Source organism: Myxococcus guangdongensis, assembly GCF_024198255.1.
GTDB lineage: Bacteria > Myxococcota > Myxococcia > Myxococcales > Myxococcaceae > Myxococcus > Myxococcus guangdongensis.
In genome coordinates this window covers 567,973-586,233 of the sequence record NZ_JAJVKW010000001.1, presented here as the reverse complement: position 1 = coordinate 586,233, position 18,261 = coordinate 567,973, and the positions used below count along the sequence as shown (strand labels likewise).

15 protein-coding genes are annotated in these 18,261 nt (G+C 70.5%); 14 read left to right on the top strand and 1 reads right to left on the bottom strand.

What is annotated here, in order from left to right; genetic code table 11:
• Window positions 1-28 precede the first annotated feature (28 nt).
• The 13 genes from LXT21_RS02370 (at window position 29) to LXT21_RS02315 (ending at window position 13,952) form a co-directional block, all read left to right on the top strand.
• A complete protein-coding gene (locus tag LXT21_RS02370) occupies window positions 29-781 on the top strand; it encodes an OmpA family protein (RefSeq protein WP_254036443.1) in 753 nt (250 codons plus the stop codon).
• Window positions 782-808: 27 nt separating this feature from the next.
• Entirely contained in the window at window positions 809-1,243 is a 435-nt protein-coding gene (locus LXT21_RS02365) for a chemotaxis protein CheW (RefSeq protein WP_254036442.1), read from the top strand.
• A gap of 3 nt (window positions 1,244-1,246) precedes the next feature.
• On the top strand, window positions 1,247-1,618 hold the full coding sequence (locus tag LXT21_RS02360) for a protein CrdC (RefSeq protein ID WP_254036441.1): 372 nt from the start codon (window positions 1,247-1,249) through the stop codon (window positions 1,616-1,618).
• On the top strand, window positions 1,615-3,405 hold the full coding sequence (locus tag LXT21_RS02355) for a methyl-accepting chemotaxis protein (RefSeq protein WP_254036440.1): 1,791 nt from the start codon (window positions 1,615-1,617) through the stop codon (window positions 3,403-3,405). The genes LXT21_RS02360 and LXT21_RS02355 overlap by 4 nt, the downstream gene beginning before the upstream one ends.
• Window positions 3,402-5,222, top strand: coding sequence for a methyl-accepting chemotaxis protein (locus LXT21_RS02350; protein ID WP_254036439.1), 1,821 nt, complete (start codon window positions 3,402-3,404; stop codon window positions 5,220-5,222). Before LXT21_RS02355 ends, LXT21_RS02350 begins: the two co-directional genes overlap by 4 nt.
• Window positions 5,219-8,023 carry a response regulator gene (locus LXT21_RS02345; protein ID WP_254036438.1) on the top strand — a complete coding sequence of 935 codons (2,805 nt, stop codon included), beginning with the start codon at window positions 5,219-5,221 and terminating at the stop codon, window positions 8,021-8,023. Before LXT21_RS02350 ends, LXT21_RS02345 begins: the two co-directional genes overlap by 4 nt.
• 79 nt (window positions 8,024-8,102) lie before the next feature.
• Window positions 8,103-9,158, top strand: coding sequence for a chemotaxis-specific protein-glutamate methyltransferase CheB (gene cheB / locus LXT21_RS02340; protein WP_254036437.1), 1,056 nt, complete (start codon window positions 8,103-8,105; stop codon window positions 9,156-9,158).
• A gap of 67 nt (window positions 9,159-9,225) precedes the next feature.
• Window positions 9,226-10,425: a CheR family methyltransferase gene (locus tag LXT21_RS02335; RefSeq protein WP_254036920.1), complete on the top strand. Its 1,200-nt coding sequence runs from the start codon at window positions 9,226-9,228 to the stop codon at window positions 10,423-10,425.
• A gap of 59 nt (window positions 10,426-10,484) precedes the next feature.
• Window positions 10,485-11,333 (top strand): tetratricopeptide repeat protein, encoded by an 849-nt coding sequence (locus LXT21_RS02330; protein WP_254036436.1) that lies wholly within the window; start codon window positions 10,485-10,487, stop codon window positions 11,331-11,333.
• Window positions 11,330-11,461 carry a hypothetical protein gene (locus tag LXT21_RS44745; RefSeq protein WP_255316141.1) on the top strand — a complete coding sequence of 44 codons (132 nt, stop codon included), beginning with the start codon at window positions 11,330-11,332 and terminating at the stop codon, window positions 11,459-11,461. The genes LXT21_RS02330 and LXT21_RS44745 overlap by 4 nt, the downstream gene beginning before the upstream one ends.
• Before the next feature lie 66 nt (window positions 11,462-11,527).
• Entirely contained in the window at window positions 11,528-12,472 is a 945-nt protein-coding gene (locus LXT21_RS02325) for a bifunctional UDP-sugar hydrolase/5'-nucleotidase (protein ID WP_254036435.1), read from the top strand.
• Window positions 12,473-12,581: 109 nt separating this feature from the next.
• Window positions 12,582-12,851 carry a 50S ribosomal protein L31 gene (gene rpmE, locus LXT21_RS02320; protein ID WP_254036434.1) on the top strand — a complete coding sequence of 90 codons (270 nt, stop codon included), beginning with the start codon at window positions 12,582-12,584 and terminating at the stop codon, window positions 12,849-12,851.
• 219 nt (window positions 12,852-13,070) lie between these two features.
• Window positions 13,071-13,952, top strand: a complete 882-nt coding sequence (locus LXT21_RS02315; RefSeq protein WP_254036919.1) for a DNA-methyltransferase — start codon at window positions 13,071-13,073, stop codon at window positions 13,950-13,952.
• Window positions 13,953-13,979: 27 nt separating this feature from the next.
• Here the strand turns inward: LXT21_RS02315 and LXT21_RS02310 are convergent, their stop codons facing one another.
• Window positions 13,980-15,734, bottom strand: coding sequence for a M1 family metallopeptidase (locus LXT21_RS02310; RefSeq protein ID WP_254036433.1), 1,755 nt, complete (start codon window positions 15,732-15,734; stop codon window positions 13,980-13,982).
• 132 nt (window positions 15,735-15,866) lie between these two features.
• On the opposite strand from LXT21_RS02310, the gene LXT21_RS02305 reads away from it, so the two are divergent.
• Window positions 15,867-18,257: a 3-hydroxyacyl-CoA dehydrogenase/enoyl-CoA hydratase family protein gene (locus LXT21_RS02305; RefSeq protein WP_254036432.1), complete on the top strand. Its 2,391-nt coding sequence runs from the start codon at window positions 15,867-15,869 to the stop codon at window positions 18,255-18,257.
• Window positions 18,258-18,261 lie beyond the last annotated feature (4 nt).

Here is an 18,261-nt window from a genome sequence, read left to right as displayed (position 1 = left end):
TTTCGTTTCAATGATTTCGGGAGGAATGATGCGTCGGATTTCTCTGTGGGCGGGTCTCGGCCTCGCCATGGCCGTGCTGACCGGCTGCCCCCCCAGCTACCCCAACTGCAAGGACGACTCGACCTGCTCCGAGAAGGGCGAGGTCTGTGTCCAGGGCACGTGCCAGGAGTGCGCGACCGACGCCAACTGCAAGGAGGGCTTCTCCTGCCAGGGCAACAAGTGCGCCCCCAAGCCGCCCGAGTGCACCGTCGACAACCAGTGCGGTGACGGCCGCATCTGCGAGGCCGGCAAGTGCGCCGAGGCCCAGTGCAAGGACGACTCGGCGTGCCCCTCCGGTGGCAAGTGCCAGGCGGGCCGCTGCCAGGTCCCCACGGACACCTGCGCGTCCAACTCGGACTGCGGTGACGGCCAGGAGTGCAGCGCCGGCCGCTGCGTGACGGCCTCCGCGGACAAGTGCGACTGGAGCCCCATCCGTTTCGGCTTCAACGAGTCCTCGCTGGACTCCAGCGCCCAGCAGCGCCTGTCGGACCTGGCCAACTGCCTGAAGACCAGCCCGGGCGGCAAGCTCACGCTGGCGGGCCACGCCGACGAGCGCGGCACGGAGGAGTACAACCTCCAGCTCTCCAACCGCCGCGCGGCGGCCGTCAAGCGCTACCTGACGGACCTGGGCATCAAGTCCAACACCGTCACGACGGTGGGTTACGGTGAGACCCGCCCGGTGAACAACGCCTCCTCCGAAGAGGCGTGGAGCGAGAACCGCCGGGTTGAGTTCCAGCGCTAGTGGGGGCTGAGGTAGGCTTCGCGCCACATGGCCGTCCACGAGCCGGAAGCGCGTCAGTCCTATCTCGTCTTCGCCTGCGGTAGCAGCTGGTACGCGGTACCCGCGGACAGCGCGGCGGAGGTCGTCACCTTCCCCGAGCTCACGCGGGTACCGGGCGCTCCAGCCCACCTGCTGGGTGTGTTCGCCCACCGAGGAGAGGTCATCCCGGTGGTGGACATGGGCCTCTTGGTGGGCGGAGCCAGCCAGTCGTCGCGGCGGGCCGTCCTGGTACGGCTGCCGCGCGGCACCCTCGCCCTGACGGCGACCCATGTGGCGGGCGTCTCCCCGGTGACGGGCACGCTCGAGCCCCTGGGGTCCGCGGGCGTCCAGGTCCACCTGAGAGGCCCCGCCAAGAGCGGTCCCCGGGATGTGGCCGTCATCGACCCCGAAGGGCTCTTCGACCACCTCAGTCAGGGCGCCTGAGTCATGGCTCCAGCAGGCCCCGTGCGGGGCATGTTGTTGTGTCACGCGGGCCCGCATCGGCTCGCGTTCCTGGCCCATGAGGTGCTCTCCATCACCTCGCCGGGGAAGGAGGACGCGGCCTCGGCCCGTCTGGCCTTCCGCGCGTCGGCGGGCGCCTCGCGCGTGCTGGTGGCGACGTCGGGCGGGGCGGTGGGCGTGGACGCGCTCGAAATCGACGCGGAGGCGCATCCGCTCTTGCCCGCGCCGCTGGTGGCGGTGCGCGCCTCGGGAGGCAGCCTGCGAGGCTTCGTGCTGGCGCGTGGGGAGCTGTGGCCCCTGCTGGGGTTGGCGGACTTCGAGCGCTTCCTGAGGCGGCTCATGGGAGGCGCGGCGTGACGGGGCCTTCGGACGTGCGGGGCCTGGCGCTCTGGGTGGCGCGGCCGGTGATGCCGGCGAGCACGGTGGGCATCTGTCTGGCGCTCTTGCACGGGCTGCTGACGGATGCGCTGCCGCGGGAGGCGTGGCTGCGCTTCCTGGGGCTGGTGGTGGTGGTGACGGCGCTGTCCTTGTGGCTGGTGCGGCTCAACGCGCGGCGCTCGCTGCGGGTGCTGCACGCGGTGGGGGAGGGGGCACTGCCCGCCTCCGCCGAGCACCTGCGGCAGGCGCTGCTGGAGGCGCGGGCGTTCCCCGACAGGGTCTTCTCCTTCGCGCTGCGCAGCTGGTTGCTGGGCGCGCTGGTGGTGGCGTTCATCTTCATCCCCTGGGCGGACGCGTCGCTGGGGCTCGCGCCGCGCATCGTGTTGGTGGGCGCGTCGCTGGGCTCGTTGACGGCGCTGCTCATCTACCTGCTGGTGATTCGCCGCTGCCGCCGGGCGGTGGAGCTGGTGGCGGCCCGGGGGCTGTCGCCGCTGGACGTGGTGGCCGCGGCGCCCCCGCGTCGGCTGCACATGCGCCGGCACATGGTGCTCTTCACCGCCATCGCGGTGCTCACCCCCTCGCTCTTCATCCTCGACGCCACCGTCACGGGCACCTCGCGGGCCATGGACGAGGTGGTGCGAGCGACGTCGCCCTTGGAGCGCGACGTGGCCGTCCGACGGGCGGACGACGAGCGGGGGCTGGTCGTCGCGGGGCTGGTGGCGGTGCTGGTGCTCCTGACGGCGCACCTGGGAGGCACCGTCATCGCGGGTCCCCTGCGCGCCATCACCGAGGAGGCCACGCGCATCGCCCAGGGCGATTTGCGGCCCCCGCGCGTCATCCCCGCGGAGGACGAGGTGTGGGCCACCTCGGCGGCGTTCGCGCAGATGCAGGCGCAGCTCGGCCAGGCGCTCACCCAGCTGCGGCGCGCGGGCCTGCAGATATCGACCACCACCGAGCAGCTGGTGGCGACGTCCGGCGAGCAGGAGGCGGGCGCCGACGAGCAGGCCAGCTCGCTCAACGTGACGAGCGCGACGACGGAGGAGCTGGCGCGCTCGGCGCAGCAAATCGCGGGCAACGCGGAGTCGGTGTCCACCATCGCCGAGTCGACGTTCTCCGCCGCGCAGACGGGCCAGCGCGGCGCGGCCGCCTTCCTGGGCGCCATGCAGCGCATGAAGCAGGACAACCAGGCCATCGCGGACGCGGTGGTGCGGCTCAACAAGCGCGTGCAACAGATTGGCAAGGTGGTGGAGTTCATCAACGAGATTGCCGACAAGTCGGACCTGCTGGCGCTCAACGCGGAGCTGGAGGGGACGAAGGCGGGCGAGGTGGGCCGGGGCTTCTCGCTGGTGGCGGCGGAGATGCGCAGGCTCGCGGAGAACGTCATCCGCTCCACGAAGGAGATTGAGGGCCTCATCGAGGAGATACGCGACGCGACGAACGCGGCGGTGATGGCCACGGAGGCGGGGCTGAAGGCCATGGACGCGGGCACGGTGCTGGCGGCCGAGGTGGACGAGAGCCTGAGCCTCATCCTGGAGCTGGCGCGGCAGACGTCCCACGCGGTGCGCAGCATCTCGCTGGCCACGCAGCAGCAGCAGACGGGCACGGACCAGCTCGCCGCGGCGATGGGGGACATCCTGCGCGTCACCGAGCAGAACGCGGCGGCCACCAAGCAGATGGCGGTGGCCAACGCGGACCTGTCCACGCTGGCGAGGGATTTGAAGCGCGTGGTGGAGCGCTTCCACGTGGCGGCCAGGGAGGACGCATGAGCCCGCGCGAGGGTGCCAATCGGATCTCCTTCACCCGTCACCTGATGCTGCCCGTGCCGCTGACCAACCTGGTCGGCGTGGTGTTCGGGCTGCACTACGCGTGGCTCACGCTCTCCGACGCGCCGGGGATGGTGGGGCGCATGGGGCTGTTCGTCCGGTGGGCCTGTGGGATGGGCACGGTGGCGATTGCCCTGGGCGCACTGGTATCGATCCAACGGCTGCGGACGGTGCGGGCGTTGGAGGTGGGCCGCGTGTCCCCGACGCCGGAGGTCTTGAAGGCCGCGGTGACGGAGGTGACGCGCTGGCCGGACGAGGCGTTCCTGCGCTCGCTGGGGCTGTGGCTGTTCACCACGCCCTTGCTGGGCTTCGCGGTGTGGCGGACGGCGGGCGTGGACGCGGACGCGGCGCGGCGCATCGCCGGGTTGGGGCTGTTGTTCGGTCCGCTGACCGCGCTGCTCGTGCACTGCCTGGTCATCCTGCGCTCGCGCAAGGTGGTGCTGTGGCTGGCGGAGCTGGGCATGACGCACGGTCAGCTCATCGCGGCGATGCCGAGGCGGGCGGAGATTCGGGCGCGGCTGGTGGCGTTCGCCTTCATCTCCGTGGTGACGCCGGCGGTGTTGTCCGTGCAGCTCTCCTCGGCGCTGGGGGAGCGGGCGCTGCGGCAGCTCGTGGCGCACGCGGCGCCGAGCGCGGAGCTGGCTTCGAGGCTTCGCGTGGAGGCGCTCATGTCGGGCGGGCCGTTGGTGTTGCTCGTCTTCGCGCTGGCGCTCACCACCGCGTACCTGGGAGGCACGCTGCTGGGCCGGCCCCTGCGGGAGTTGTCGAGCGAGGCGCGGCGAATCGCCGAGGGCGACCTGGCGAGCCCTCGCGTGGTGCCGACGGAGGATGAAATCTGGGATGTGTCCGCGGCCTTCACCACCATGCGAGCGCACCTGGCGGACGTGATGTCCCAGTTGCAGCGCGCCGGGGCGCAGATTTCGGCGACGACGGAGGAGATCCTCACCACCTCCGGGCGCTACGAGGTGGGCGCGTCGGAGCAGGCGAGCTCCCTGGACCAGACGAGCGCGACGACGGAGGAGCTGGCGCGCTCGGCGCGGCAGATTGCCGAGAACGCGGGCTCGGTGGCGCAGATCGCGCAGCGCACGTTGGGCGCGGCGCAGCAGGGACAGCGCAGCGCGGAGTCGTTCCTGGGCTCGATGGAGCGCATGAAGCAGGACAACGTCGCCATCGCGTCCTCGGTGGTGCGGCTCAACAAGCGCGTGCAGCAGATTGGCAAGATCGTCGAGTTCATCAACGGCGTGGCGGACAAGTCCGACCTGCTGGCGCTGAACGCGGAGCTGGAGGGGACGAAGGCGGCGGAGGTGGGGCGGGGCTTCTCGCTGGTGGCCGCGGAGATGCGTCGGCTCGCGGAGAACGTGCTCGAGTCCACGAAGGAGATCGAGGGGCTCATCGAGGAGGTGCGCGAGGCCTCGGCCGCGGCGGTGTCCGCGACGGAGGGCGGCGTGCGCGCGGTGGAGTCCGGCACCACGCTGGCGCAGCAGGTGTCGGAGTCACTGCGGCAGATCACGAAGCTCGCGGGGAAGACGTCGGACGCGGTGCGGAGCATCTCGTTGGCCACGCAGCAGCAGCAGACGGGCACCGACCAGCTCGCGGAGACGATGGCGGACATCCTGCGCATCACCCAGCAGAGCCTCAACGCCACCAAGCAGGTGAGCACCGCCAACACGGACCTGCTCGTGCTGGCGAGGGACTTGAGTGAGGTGGTGGAGCGCTTCCAGATTGGACAGGAGACGCTGCGAGGGGAGGAGGGCGGGTGAACCCGAGCGAGCGCCTGCTCAGGCAGTTCCGGGACCTGGTGACGGTGCGCCTGGAGCGCATCAACCGGGCGCTCATGGAACTGGAGGCGGGAGCGAGCCCGGACGCGGGGCGGGGGGCGCTGCGCGAGTTGCACGGGCTCAAGGGTGAGGCCCGGATGATGGGCTTCGACGACATCAACGTGCTGGTGCACGAGATGGAGGAGCTCGTCCGCTGCGTGGAGCCCCGGCGCTATGCCTTGTCCGCGGATTCGGCGGACGCGCTCCTGAGCGCCGCTGACGCGGTGCTGCTGCTCTCGGGTGCACAGCCGGGCGCGGCGTCCTCGCCCGAGGTGGTGCGGCTCGTGGGCTGGCTCCAGGCGTGTACCCGCGCGGAGACGCGGGACGCTCCGACGGGAGCGGGCGCGGGTTCTCCTTCGAGCGTGCGCATCGACGGGGCCGAGTCGTTGGCGCGGTCAGCGGGCGGGGTGGGCGATTTCGGCGGTGCGGCTCCTGCTCCTCATTCCTCGTTCCGAAATGAGAGGGACGCACGGAGCGGTGCTCCTGCCCAAGGCGCTGCGCGCGCTCCCAACGAGGCGCCTCGTGGTGAGGCGTCCGCCCGCGATGAGCGCTCCTTCAACGAGGCTCGTGCTCTTGAGGTCTCGTCCCGGAGTGAGGGGACTGCTCGCGAGCTTTCCGCTCGCAGCGGTGCGCGTGCGTCCGAGGCTTCGTTCCGGTCCGAAGGGGCTGCCCCCGAAGTGCTTGCCACGAGCGGTGCGCGTGCTCCCGATGCTCCTCCTCGGAGCGAGGCATCCGTCGCCGATGGGACTGCTCGAACCGGAGCGCGCTCCTCGCCCGGTGGCAACCCTCTCTGGCGAATCTCGGGGCCGGGGATGACCCGCGTGTCCACGGTGTCTCCCGCGGAACCTCCACTCCGCGGTAGCGCCCCACTGCCCACGGGCGGCATCTCGACCGTCTCCCAGAATCGCGGCTGGCCCTCCGCGCCTCGCCCCGAGGCAAGCCCCGCCCGCCCTTCCATGGGAACGACTGGCGCGGCGCACGCGCCCACCCCCGTCCCGGGCCCTCGTGTGGCCGCGCCAGGGCAGGGGCCCTCCCCGACGCCCCGTCAGCCCGAGATGCGCATGGACGCGGTGCGCATCGACGTGGCCAGCCTGGACCTGTTGACCAGCGCGGTGACGAACCTGGCCCAGGTCGCCCGTCGCCGTGAGCGCGCCAACGCCCGCCGCCTGGCCCTGGCTCGGGAGCTCGGAAAACTCGCCCGGGAAGCCGAGGACCTGGGCCCCGCCGCCGCCGCGCTGGTGGCCCGGCTCGGCACCGCCAAGGAACTGGCCGCGGACCTCCATCGCGAGTCCAAGCTGCTCTCCAACGAAGAACTCCGCGACCTGGGGATGGTCGTCGAAGAGGTGCAGGGGCTGCGCATGCTCCCCCTGTCCGTCCTCTTCGAGCCCTATCCGCGCATGGTGCGGGACCTGTCGCGCACGCTGGGCAAGGAGGTGGAGCTCGTCGTCGACGGCGAGGACACCCGCGCGGACCGGGCGGTGGTGGAGGCGCTGCGAGAGCCGCTGATGCACCTGGTGCGCAACGCCCTGGACCACGGCCTGGAGACCCGGGTGGACCGCGTCACCTCCGGCAAGCACCCCAGGGGCTGTCTCACCCTGCGCGCCGCGCGCGAGGGCAGCCGCATCATCCTGCGCGTCGAGGACGACGGCATGGGACTGGACCCCGTGGAGCTGCGCCGAGTGGCCGTGCGCCGGGGCGTCCTCGACGAGAGCGCCGCCAACGCCCTGTCCGACGCCGCCACCCGCGAGCTCATCTTCCTGGCGGGCTTCACCTCCCGAGAGGTCGTCACGGACCTGTCAGGTCGGGGCGTGGGACTGGACGCCGTGCGCGCCTCCATCCAGGGCCTGGGCGGCGACGTCGGCGTCGAATCGGCGCCCGGCTGGGGCACCATCTTCGAGCTGCGCGTCCCCGTGTCCCTCACCGTGGCGCCGCTGCTCTTCGTCCAGGTGGGCACGGAGACGCTCGCCTTGAGCGCCACCCACGTCTCGCGCGCCCTCAAGGTGGAGCCCCTGCACCTGTGCGAGGTGGCGGGCCGGCCCGCGCTGCTCGTGGAGGGGAGGGTGCTGCCCCTGGCGTCGCTCGGCGCGCTCCTCGGCCTGTCCGCGGAGAGGGAGGTCCGCGAGGGAGAGCTCGTCCTCGTGGTCCGCAGCCAGAGCGGCGCCGCGGCCGTCGTCGTGGACCGGGTGCTCGAGGAGCGCGTCCAGGCCATCCTCCCCCTGCGCGGCGTGCTGGCCCGCTTCGGCCACCTCACGGGCGCCACGTCCCTGGCGGATGGTCGACTCGCCATGGTGCTGTCGGCGGCCTACCTCACCGCCAGTGCCCACGGGACGTCCCCGCTGAAGCTGCCCCGTTCGTCGGCCCCCGGGACGGAGTCGCGTCGCCGGCGCATCCTCGTCGTGGACGACTCCCCCCTCACCCGGGAGCTCATCTCCAACCTCCTGGAGGCGGTGGGCTACGACACCGTCATGGCTGCCGACGGGGCGGACGCGCTGGACGTCCTGGAGGGCGCCCCGGTGGACCTGGTGGTGACCGACCTGGAGATGCCGGGCATGGACGGCCTGGAGCTGACCCGCCGGCTGAAGGAACTTTCCGCCCAGCCGAGGCTGCCCGTCGTCATCCTCACCACCCGTGGTGGAGAGGAGGACCGGCGGCGTGGGCTGGCGGCGGGGGCGGACGCCTACGTCACCAAGGGGGACCTGGTGCGCCAGGACCTGGTGGATGTGGTGGGACGACTGTTGTCCTGAGGGCCCCCGCTCAACCTCCTGAGGACAGGCCGGAGCATTGGCTATACTCGGCGCCTCGCGCACGGGGTATGGACAGGGCATGGGCAAGAAAGTGTCGGTGCTGGTGGTCGATGACTCACTCATCTGCCGACAGCTCATCTGCGAGGCGCTGAGCAAGGACCCCGACATCGAGGTCGTCGGCTCGTGCGCGGACGGCAAGCAGGCCGTGGAGATGACCAAGGAGCTGCGGCCCCACGTCATCACCATGGACGTGGACATGCCCGTCATGGATGGGTTGACGGCCACCGAGCACATCATGGCCGAGTGCCCCACGCCCATCCTGGTGCTGACGGCGGACCCGCGCTCGCAGGCGCCGGAGCTGACGTACCGGGCGCTGGAACTGGGCGCGCTCGCGCTGCAAATCAAGCCCGCCATCGACGCCGGCCCCGAGGCCTGGAACCTGGTGCGGGAGATAAGACTGCTCTCCTCGGTGCGCGTCATCCGCCACCTGCGCCGTCCCCAGAAGGGCATCACCCCGCCCCGCGTGACGACGTCCGTGCTGCCCGCCGTGTCCATGGGCGTGGTGGTGGTGGCCGCGAGCACGGGCGGGCCGCAGGTGCTGTGCAGGATGTTGTCCGAGCTGCCGTCGGACTTCCCCGCGCCCATCGTCATCGTGCAGCACATCAACGCCGCCTTCGCCGAGTCGCTGGCGGGGTGGCTGGGCAACACCAGCCGGCTGAAGGTGCGGCTGGCACAGGATGGTGAGCCGTTGATGCCGGGCCACGTGCTCATCGCGCCGCCGGGGCAGCACACCATGATTCCCTTCCGGGGTCGGGTGGCGCTCAAGGCGGGCGTGGAGCGCGACGGGCACATGCCCTCCGGGACGACGCTGCTGGAGAGCGCGGCGAGGACCTACGGCCGGCGCGCGGTGGGCCTGGTGCTGACGGGCATGGGCGCGGACGGCGCGGAGGGGCTCCTGGCCATCCGTCAGGCCGGTGGGCTCACGCTGGCGCAGAACGAGGAGTCCTGCGTGGTGTTCGGCATGCCGGGCGCGGCGGTGGAGCGCAAGGCGGTGGACCACCTCATCCACGGCGACGAGGTCGCGGCGACGCTGTCGCGACTGGCCCGGGGCGAGTCGCTGGCCGTGGGGCGCTGAGCTGGCGGTGCGTGCTCCGAGCGCGCCATGGGCTTTCGTGCGGGCCTTCCTCACGGCGCGTACGGGCATGGCCTTGAGCGGCCCCCAGATTCGTCGGCTGGATGACCGGCTGGCGGAGCGGTGTCGCGGGCTGACGCCGCACCAGTACCTGGCGTTCCTCAAGTCCCCCACCGGCGCGGCGGAGCTCGAGGGGCTCATCTCCGCGGTGGTGGTGAACAAGACCGACCTCTTCCGCGACGAGGTGCAGCTCACCGACTTCCGCGAGCACGTGCTGGCGCCGCTGGTGGAGCGGGCGAGGGGAGGGCCCCTGCGGGTGTGGAGCGCGGGGTGCTCGACGGGCGAGGAGGTGGCCACGCTGTTGGTGCTGCTGGCCGAGGCGGGCGCGAGCCCCGGGAGCACCGTGCTGGGCACGGACATCTCGGAGGCGGCGCTGCGGCGCGCGCGAGGACTCTCCTTCTCCACGGAGCAGCTGCGTCGGGTGCCGCCCGCGCTCCGGGAGCGCTACTTCGTGTCGACGGGCTCGCGCCTGGCGCTGATGGGCGGGCTTCGCGAGCGGGCCAGCTTCCAGGTCCACAACCTGATGGACGTGCCCTATCCCCGGGCCCCGGCCGAGCGCGGCTTCGACGTCATCTTCTGCCGCAACGTCCTCATCTACTTCACGGTGGAGTCCTTCCACCGGACCGTCGCCACGCTCGCGGAGAGCCTCGCGCCCGGGGGCACGCTGGTGCTGTCGTCCTCGGAGCCGCTGCTCCAGGTGCCGCCCACCCTGCGCGTGGTCCGCACGGAGTCGGCGTTCTTCCACGTCCGCGGTGAAGCCGAGCGCTTCGTCCCCGTGGAGGTGACGCGGAGCCCCTCCACCCCTGTCCCGTTGGGACCGCCCAGGGGGACACCCCGGGGCGCGGCGCCCTCCGCGTCGGCGGCCCCGCTCGAGGCCCCACCCCTGGCCCCCGCGTTCGCCGAGGCCGACCTGCTCTTCGCCTGCGTGCTCGACGGCGCCGCGTCGGGCGTGTCGGACGCGGTGGCGGAGCGGGACTTGCGCCAGTGCCTCCAGTTGGACCCCGACCATGCGGCCGCCCGCTACCTGCTGGCCCTGTTGTTGGAGCAGTGCCGCCGCCCCCTCGAGGCGGTCTCCGAGTACCGCCGGGCCCTGGTCGCCCTGGAGGAGGGCCGCGCCCGCCCGGTGCCCTTCTTCCTCAACCCCAGCCGCCTGCGGGTGGCGTGCGCGCACGCGGCTGGCCGCCTGGAGCCCCTGGGCGGGCCCCGCTAGCCGCCCCCTTGGCGAGAAGTCCGGACGACGCGCCGATTTGGCCCTAAGATGCCGGCCCCATGCGAAGGCTCGTCCTGTTCGCGCTGCTGGTGGCGCTCCCTGGCTGTTTCTATCCCGCTGATCGCGGCCGCGCCCTCGAGGCGAAGGTCGACCGGCTCGGCACCGACTCCGCGCAGATGCAGACGGAGTTGAAGGAGGCGCGCGCCCAGCTCGCCATCGTCCTGCCGAAGATCGACGAGAAGGTCGCCGAGGTCACCAAGGCCCTGGACGGCCTGGACACCGCCGCGCGCCGCAAGGACGCGGACATCGGCATCCAGCTCCAGAAGACGATGGAGGACCTGTCCCAGCTGCGCGGGCAGGTGGAGACCTACCTCCACAAAATCACCGAGCTGGAGACGGCGCTCGGCGCCCAGGACCAGAAGCTGCTCGCCATGCAGGGCGCCGCCGCCGTGAAGGAGGCCGAGGCCAAGAAGAAGGCCGAGGAGCTCCAGCGCCCCACCAACCCCAAGGACTTCCTCGCGCTCGCGCAGGAGCGCGCCAAGGCCGGCGAGCTGCTCGTGGCGCGCCAGCTCTTCACCGAGCTGATGAAGAAGTGGTCCAAGGACGCGCTCGTCGGCGAGGCCCACTACGGCCTGGGAGAGACGTACTTCTCCGAGTCCAAGTGCCGCGAGGCCCTCTTCGAGTACGGCAAGGTGGTGCAGGACCACCCGAAGACGCCCTCCGCGCCGGATGCGTACCTGCGCTCCTCCGAGTGCTTCGCCCAGCTCAAGATGAAGGACGAGTCGCGCATGGCGCTCGAGGAGCTGGTGAAGAGCTACCCCAAGTCCGGCGCCGCCAAGACGGCCAAGGACCGCATCGCGGAGCTGGACAAGGCGAAGACGCCCGCGAAGAAGGGGGCCAAGAAGTGAGCCTCCGCCTGCCCGGGCTCGCCCTGCTGGCCGCCCTGCTGTTCCCGCTCGTCGCGGGGGCCGCGCCCAAGCAGCTCGTGCTCCTCTTCACTGGAGACAACGGGGGCGAAGTCGCCCCCTGTGGTTGACGACACAACCCGTCTGGCGGTCTGGCCAGAAGAAAAGTCACGATAGAGAAGGAGCGCGCCAAGGGCGTGCCGGTCCTCGTGTTGGACGCGGGCAACGCGCTCTTCAAGAGCCGGGACAGCGGTGAGTCCCCGGATGCGCGCGCGCGCGCCGAGCTGGTGTTCGCGCAGATGAGCGCGCAGGGCACCACCGCCATGGCCGTGGGCACGCGCGACTTGTCGCTGGGTGTGGACTTCCTGCGCAAGCAGTCGCGCAAGTCGAAGATGAAGCTCCTGTCCGCGAACCTCGTGGACGCGCAGGGCAAGCTGCTGTTTTCCGCGTCGCTGGTGACGCAGGTGGGCGGGCTCAAGGTCGGCCTGGTGGGCGCGTCGCCGGCCACCGCGCAGCCGGAGCCCATGGAGCCCTTCGCCCAGGGCAAGGCCACGGCCGTCAAGCGGCAGGGGCTGCCCGTGCTCCCCTCCGTCATGGCCGAGGTGAAGGCGCTGCGGGAGCAGAAGGTGGACCTGGTCATCCTCCTGGCCGCCGTGCCCTACAACGACCTGCTCGGGCTCGCCGGTGAGCTGGAGGGCGTGGACTTCGTGGTGCAGTCGCACGAGGGTCGGGGCGCTGGCATCGCCCAGCGCGTGGGATTGACCACCGTGGTGCCCCCGGGCGAGCGGGGCCGCCAGGTCGCGAAGCTGGAGCTGTCCATCGACGGGCCCGGTCGCTTCGTGGACGTCTCCGAGCGCGAGCGCACCCGCGACAGCCTCCGCATCGTCGAGACGAACCTCGCCCGGGCGAAGGAGCGGCTGGCCCAGATGAAGGACGAGGCGCAGAAGCGGGCGCTCGAGTCCACGGTCGCCAGCCTGGAGGCCCGGCGCCAGTCCCTGGAGAAGACGGTGGCGGGCGGCGCAACGCCTTCGGCCCGGACGCATCTATTGTCGTACATCCAGCTCGGCAGTGACGTACCGGCGGATCCGGTCGTCCAGAAGGCGGTGGAACGTGTCGAGCCCCCGGGCTCGGCGGCCCACTGAGCCGCGCTGGTCTTGTGCCCCGGTCGGCGCGCCGTTATAAGCGCCGGCCATTACAGTGCCGGACCTCCCTGCCGTGGGCGGCTGGGGGCAAGGCACCCTGGAGAGCGTCATGAAGCCGGAAATGCACCCCGTCTATCCGCCGTCCCGCATCACCTGCGCGTGTGGCAACGTCGTCGAGACCCACTCCACCCGCGGCTCGTTCTCGGTGGAAATCTGCTCGAACTGCCACCCCTTCTTCACGGGCAAGTACAAGCTCGTGGACACGGCCGGCCGCATCGACCGCTTCCGCAAGAAGTACGGCTCGAACCCCACGGAGACCGCCGCTGGCGAGGGCGCCATCGCCGTCCCGGTCGCCAAGGGCAAGAAGGCCAAGGCCTGATTCGAGCCGTCACGCGCTCGCCGCGTGACAGCCATTCGCAGCACCGTCGAGCAGGGTGTCGGAGGGCCTCACTGGAGGCGCTCCCGCCCTGCTCGAGTCGTTTCCACGGCAAGCCCCCCGGGTCAAATTTCAGGGTGCTACAGGCCAGAAATTAGACGTAGCACTCAAGTCACCGCACATTCCGCCGCGTCCCACGACGAAGAGTCCGACGGAGGCGTGATGTTGGCTGAAGCTGCTGCCCCTGACCTGAAGATTGTCCGGCGCTCCCTCAACGAGAGCGTGCACGCGAAGGGCGACGCCTGGACGCTCCTGCACGGGGACAGCCTGGAGCTCCTCAAGCAGTTCGAGCCCCAGACCTTCGACATGATTTTCGCCGACCCGCCGTACTTCCTCTCCAATGGCGGCACCACCTGCAAGGGTGGCAAGCGCGTCGCGGTGAAGAAGGGCAACTGGGACGTGTCGCGCGGGGTGGAGGAGGACCACGCCTTCACCACGGCGTGGCTGGAGGCCTGCCAGCGGCTGCTCAAGCCCACCGGCACGCTCTGGGTCAGCGGCACCCAGCACGTCATCTTCAACGCCGGCTTCGCCATGCAGAAGCTCGGCTACAAGCTGCTCAACACCGTCACCTGGTTCAAGCCCAACGCCAGTCCGAACCTGGCCTGCCGCTACTTCACCCACTCGACGGAGCTGCTCATCTGGGCCTCGCCGAAGTCGGGCGGCAAGCTGCAGCACATCTTCAACTACAAGAAGATGAAGTCGGACAACGGCGGCAAGCAGATGCGCGACGCGTGGGTGCTGCCGCCCTCCGGCGACGCGGAAGTGACGGACGACGGCGAGGGTCGGCTGTGGACGCTCACCGTCCCGCGCGGCGGTGAGGAGAAGGCCCACGGCAGCCACCCCACGCAGAAGCCCGTGGCCCTGCTCGAGCGCATCATCGAGGCGAGCACCCCCGAGGACGCGCTCATCCTGGACCCCTTCAACGGCAGCGGCACCACCGGTGTGGCGGCCCTCAAGCTGGGCCGCCGCTACGTGGGCATCGACATGGACGAGAAGTACCTGGACCTCTCCGAGAAGCGCCTGAAGGCGCAGTCGGCGAAGTAGTCCGTCGTCCTCCTGCCCGCGCCTTCCTCAGGCGCGGGAGAGGATGAGCTCCACACCCTGCCGGGCGATGGGGTGGTAGCGCTCCGCGTTCTTCTGGAAGAGCGAGCGCGCCAGCGGCTTGTGCTCGCGTGAAGCGCTGAGCACGCCGTACAGGGGCTTGAGGTACTTCATGCGGCCCACCTCGCCCAGAAAGACCTCGGTGCGCGCCACCGCCGGCTCCCAGCCCGCGCGCAGGGCCGCCACCAGCCACGCCACCAGCACCTCCGAGTTGCGGCTCTGGGTCAGCTCGAAGCGCTCGTCCAGCTGGCGGAACAGGTCGCGCGGCGCGTCCGACGGCAGCCACTCCAGGAAGAGCTGCCACTCCGCGGGCGTCCAGTCCTTCACCACGTCCTTCGACGGCACGGTGCCGCGCAGGCGCAAGAGCGTCTCCAGCCGGCTGGAGCGAGGGGAGGGCGCGCCGCCGGGGATGCCGGGCCGCTGCAGGTACGCGTCCGCGTCCACCTTGGCCAGCGCCCCGGGCAGCTCGCGCTCGGTGAAGGCGATGAACTCCTCGGTGGTGAGCGCGCGGAAGCGGTAGGTGGCCAGGTAGCGGCGCAGGAAGCCGTCGAACGTCTCGCGGCCCACCGCGTCCTCCAGCGCGCGCAGGAACAGGTAGCCCTTCTCGTACGGAATCTGGGAGAAGGCCTCGTCCGGGTCCACGCCCGTCAGGTGCGTGCGCAGCGCCGTCAGGTGCGGGTGCTCGCGGAAGTGGTGCATCGCCTCTTCCAGCGCCCTTCGCCCCAGCGCCCCGTGCAGCGCGGCGACCTCCTTGCCCGCGAGCGCCTCCAGGATGCGGCGCTCGGCGAACACGGTGAAGCCCTCGTTGAGCCAGAAGTGCTCCGCGGACGCGTTCGTCACCAGGTTGCCCGTCCACGAGTGCGCCAGCTCGTGCGCCACCACGTTCACCAGGCTCTTGTCGCCGGCAATCAGCGTGGGCGTGAGGAACGTCAGCCGCGGGTTCTCCATGCCGCCGTACGGGAACGACGGAGGCATGGTGAGCAAATCGAAGCGCTCCCAGTCGTACGGCCCGAAGAGCGACTCGGCGGCGCGCAGCATGTCGTCCACGCCGGAGAACTCCTCCGCCGCGTCCTCGAGCAGCTCCGGCTCCGCCCACACCCGCGAGCGCGGCCCCAGCTCCTTCGGCGCCAGGCTGCCCACCGCGAAGGCGAGCAGGTACGGAGGCACCGGCTGCGGCATCTCGTAGTGCTCCTCCGCCTCCACGCCGTGCTCCTCGCGGCCAACGAAGCTCGCGGCCATCACGGCCTTGAGCGCCTTGGGCACGCGCAGCGACGCCCGGTAGCGGATGCGGATGCGCGGCGTGTCCTGCAGCGGCACCAGGCTGCGCGCGTGGATGGCCTGGCACTGGCTGTAGAGGAACGGGTGCTGCCCGCCCGCCGTCTGCGAGGGCGTCAGCCACTGCAGCGCGCTCGCGGTGGGGGACGTGCGGTACTGCACCGTCAGCTGGCGCACCCCCTGGGGCAGCTCCACCCGCAGCCGGCTCCCCAGAATCGGCTCCGGCGGCGCGAGCATGTAGGGCAAGGGGCGACCATTGCCGTCTACGACTCTGAGAATCTCCAAATCCCGGGTGTCCAGGTCGAGGGGACCGGCGGACGCTTCCTTCAGCGTCAGGGTGGCCTCGGCGTGCAGCCTTCGCGTGCGGAAGTCGACGCGGGCCTTCCAGTCCAGGGTTTCCGTCTCGGGCTGCGTGCTGTCGTTGTACGAGTGCGGGTCGGGGCGAGCCATGGAGGTCCGGTTTGTAGTCCTTGGCGCGCCGGGTGGCGAGTGCTCCCACCCGCCGAAGCGATTGACTTTCGGGTCAATCGCCTACATTTGTGCAGTCCCCTCCATCCCATGAGAGCAAGGGAGCCTTCCCCAATGACGACGCGGATCCGCAAGGTAGCTGTGCTGGGCGCCGGAGTGATGGGCAGCGGCATTGCCGCCCATCTGGCCAACTCGGGCGTGCGCGCGCTCCTCCTGGACATCGTTCCGCCGAAGGCCGCACCGGGCGAGGACACCTCGACCAAGGCCTTCCGCAATAAGTTCGCCCTCGGGGCGCTGGCCAACATGCGCAAGCAGAAGCCCAGCCCCATCATGTCCGAGCAGGTGTTCACCGCCATCGAGGTGGGCAACTTCGACGACGACCTGCAGCGCATCTCCGAGTGCGACTGGGTCATCGAGGTGGTGAAGGAGGACCTGGCCGTCAAGCAGGCGCTCTTCGCCAAGGTGGAGCAGCACGCCCGCAAGGACGCCATCATCTCCTCGAACACCTCCGGCATGTCGATTGTCGGGATGACGGAGGGCCGGGGCGAGGCCTTCAAGAAGAACTTCCTCGTCACGCACTTCTTCAACCCGGTCCGCTACATGAAGCTCCTGGAGCTCGTGGCCGGCAAGGACACGGACCCGGCGGTGATGAAGGCCATCCACCGCTTTGGCGAAGAGGTGCTCGGCAAGGGCATCGTCTACGGCAAGGACACCACCAACTTCATCGCGAACCGCATCGGCGTGTACGGGATGATGCGCACCATCGCCGCCATGGGCCCCGCGGAACTGTCCATCGAGGAGGTGGACAAGATCTTCGGCCCGGCCATGGGGCGCCCCAAGTCGGCCGTGTTCCGCACCGCGGACATCGTCGGTCTGGACACCTTCGTCCACGTGTCGAAGAACTGTTACGACACGCTGACCCAGGACGAGGAGCGTGAGGTCTTCGCCATCCCCGGCTTCCTCCAGAAGATGGTGGAGAAGGGGATGCTGGGCGACAAGAGCGGCGGCGGCTTCTACAAGAAGGACAAGAGCTCCGGCGGGAAGGAAATCCTCGCGCTCGACCTGAAGACGCTCGAGTACCGCGCGCAGGGCAAGGTGCGCTTCGAGTCGCTGGGCGCCGCCCGCGAGGTGGAGAACGTCAAGGAGCGCGTCGCCGTCGTCATGAACGGCACGGACAAGGCCGCGAAGTTCGCCGAGCAGGTGACGCTGGACGTGCTCGCGTACACCAGCCGCCGCATCCCGGAGATCGCCGACGACGTGGTCAACGTGGACCGCGGCGTGCGCTGGGGCTTCGGTTGGGACCTGGGCCCCTTCGAGGTCTGGGACGCGTACGGCGTGAAGAAGGGCGTCGCGCGGATGAAGGAGCTGGGCCTGAAGCCCGCCGGGTGGGTGGAGGACATGCTGGCCGCGGGCCGTGAGTCCTTCTACGGCGTGGAGGGCGGCAAGGACACGTACTGGGACATCCCCACGAAGTCCGTGAAGGTGGTGCCGGAGAACGCGCGCACCCAGCGCGTGGAGTACCTCAAGCGCGGCAACAAGAAGGTCGCCGGCAACGACTCCGCCACCCTGTGGGACCTGGGCGACGGCGCCACGCTGCTGGAGTTCCACACGAAGATGAACTCCATCGATGACCAGATCATCGAGATGATGCACACGGCGCTGGACGAGACGGAGAAGAACTTCAAGGGCCTCGTGATTGGCAACGACGGCGCCAACTTCTCCGCGGGCGCCAACATCGTCGCGCTGGTGTGGGCGGCGAAGAGCGGCCAGTACGAGGACATCCGCAAGCTGGTGACGTCGTTCCAGGCGGCCAACCAGCGCATGCGCTACAGCCCGGTGCCGGTGGTGACGGCGCCGTTCAACCTCGCGCTCGGCGGCGGCGCCGAGGTGACGATGGGCGGCAACGCGGTGCAGGCGAGCGCCGAGCTGTACATGGGCCTCGTCGAGGTGGGCGTGGGCCTCATCCCCGGCGGCGGCGGCAACATGCAGCTCTTGCGCAACGTCTACGGCCCGTACTCCACGGACAAGGACTTCGATCCGTTCCCCTTCCTCAAGAAGGTGTTCCTGTCCATCGGCACGGCGAAGGTCGCCACCAGCGCGGAAGAGGCGCGCGAGGCGGGCTTCCTCACGCACGCGGACGGCATCAGCGCCAACCGCGACTTCCTGCTGTCGGACGCGAAGGCGCGCGTGCTGGGCATGGCGGACGCGGGCTTCCGCGCGCCGCGTCCCTCGCGCTTCCGGCTGGGCGGCCCCAGCGGCTACGCCACCATCGACATGATGCTGTACGACATGGAGATGAACGGGCAGGTCAGCGCGCACGACCGCAAGATTGGTCAGAAGCTGGCGCGCGTGCTCACCGGTGGCGACACCAGCACCTCGACGCTGGTCACCGAGGAGAAGCTGCTCGAGCTGGAGGCCGAGGCCTTCCTGAGCCTGTGCGGCGAGGAGAAGACCCAGGACCGCCTGACGTTCATGATCGAAAAGGGCAAGCCGCTGCGGAATTGACGGC

What these genes read in the sequence shown, in the direction of transcription:
- rpmE (WP_254036434.1), top strand. Translation starts at nt 12,582, where the DNA reads ATGAAGCCGGAAATGCACCCCGTCTATCCGCCGTCCCGCATCACCTGC.
- LXT21_RS02370 (WP_254036443.1), top strand. Translation starts at nt 29, where the DNA reads ATGCGTCGGATTTCTCTGTGGGCGGGTCTCGGCCTCGCCATGGCCGTG.
- LXT21_RS02310 (WP_254036433.1), bottom strand. Translation starts at nt 15,734, where the DNA reads ATGGCTCGCCCCGACCCGCACTCGTACAACGACAGCACGCAGCCCGAG.
- LXT21_RS02330 (WP_254036436.1), top strand. Translation starts at nt 10,485, where the DNA reads ATGCGAAGGCTCGTCCTGTTCGCGCTGCTGGTGGCGCTCCCTGGCTGT.
- LXT21_RS02365 (WP_254036442.1), top strand. Translation starts at nt 809, where the DNA reads ATGGCCGTCCACGAGCCGGAAGCGCGTCAGTCCTATCTCGTCTTCGCC.
- LXT21_RS02305 (WP_254036432.1), top strand. Translation starts at nt 15,867, where the DNA reads ATGACGACGCGGATCCGCAAGGTAGCTGTGCTGGGCGCCGGAGTGATG.
- LXT21_RS02315 (WP_254036919.1), top strand. Translation starts at nt 13,071, where the DNA reads ATGTTGGCTGAAGCTGCTGCCCCTGACCTGAAGATTGTCCGGCGCTCC.
- cheB (WP_254036437.1), top strand. Translation starts at nt 8,103, where the DNA reads ATGGGCAAGAAAGTGTCGGTGCTGGTGGTCGATGACTCACTCATCTGC.
- LXT21_RS02350 (WP_254036439.1), top strand. Translation starts at nt 3,402, where the DNA reads ATGAGCCCGCGCGAGGGTGCCAATCGGATCTCCTTCACCCGTCACCTG.
- LXT21_RS02360 (WP_254036441.1), top strand. Translation starts at nt 1,247, where the DNA reads ATGGCTCCAGCAGGCCCCGTGCGGGGCATGTTGTTGTGTCACGCGGGC.
- LXT21_RS02335 (WP_254036920.1), top strand. Translation starts at nt 9,226, where the DNA reads ATGGCCTTGAGCGGCCCCCAGATTCGTCGGCTGGATGACCGGCTGGCG.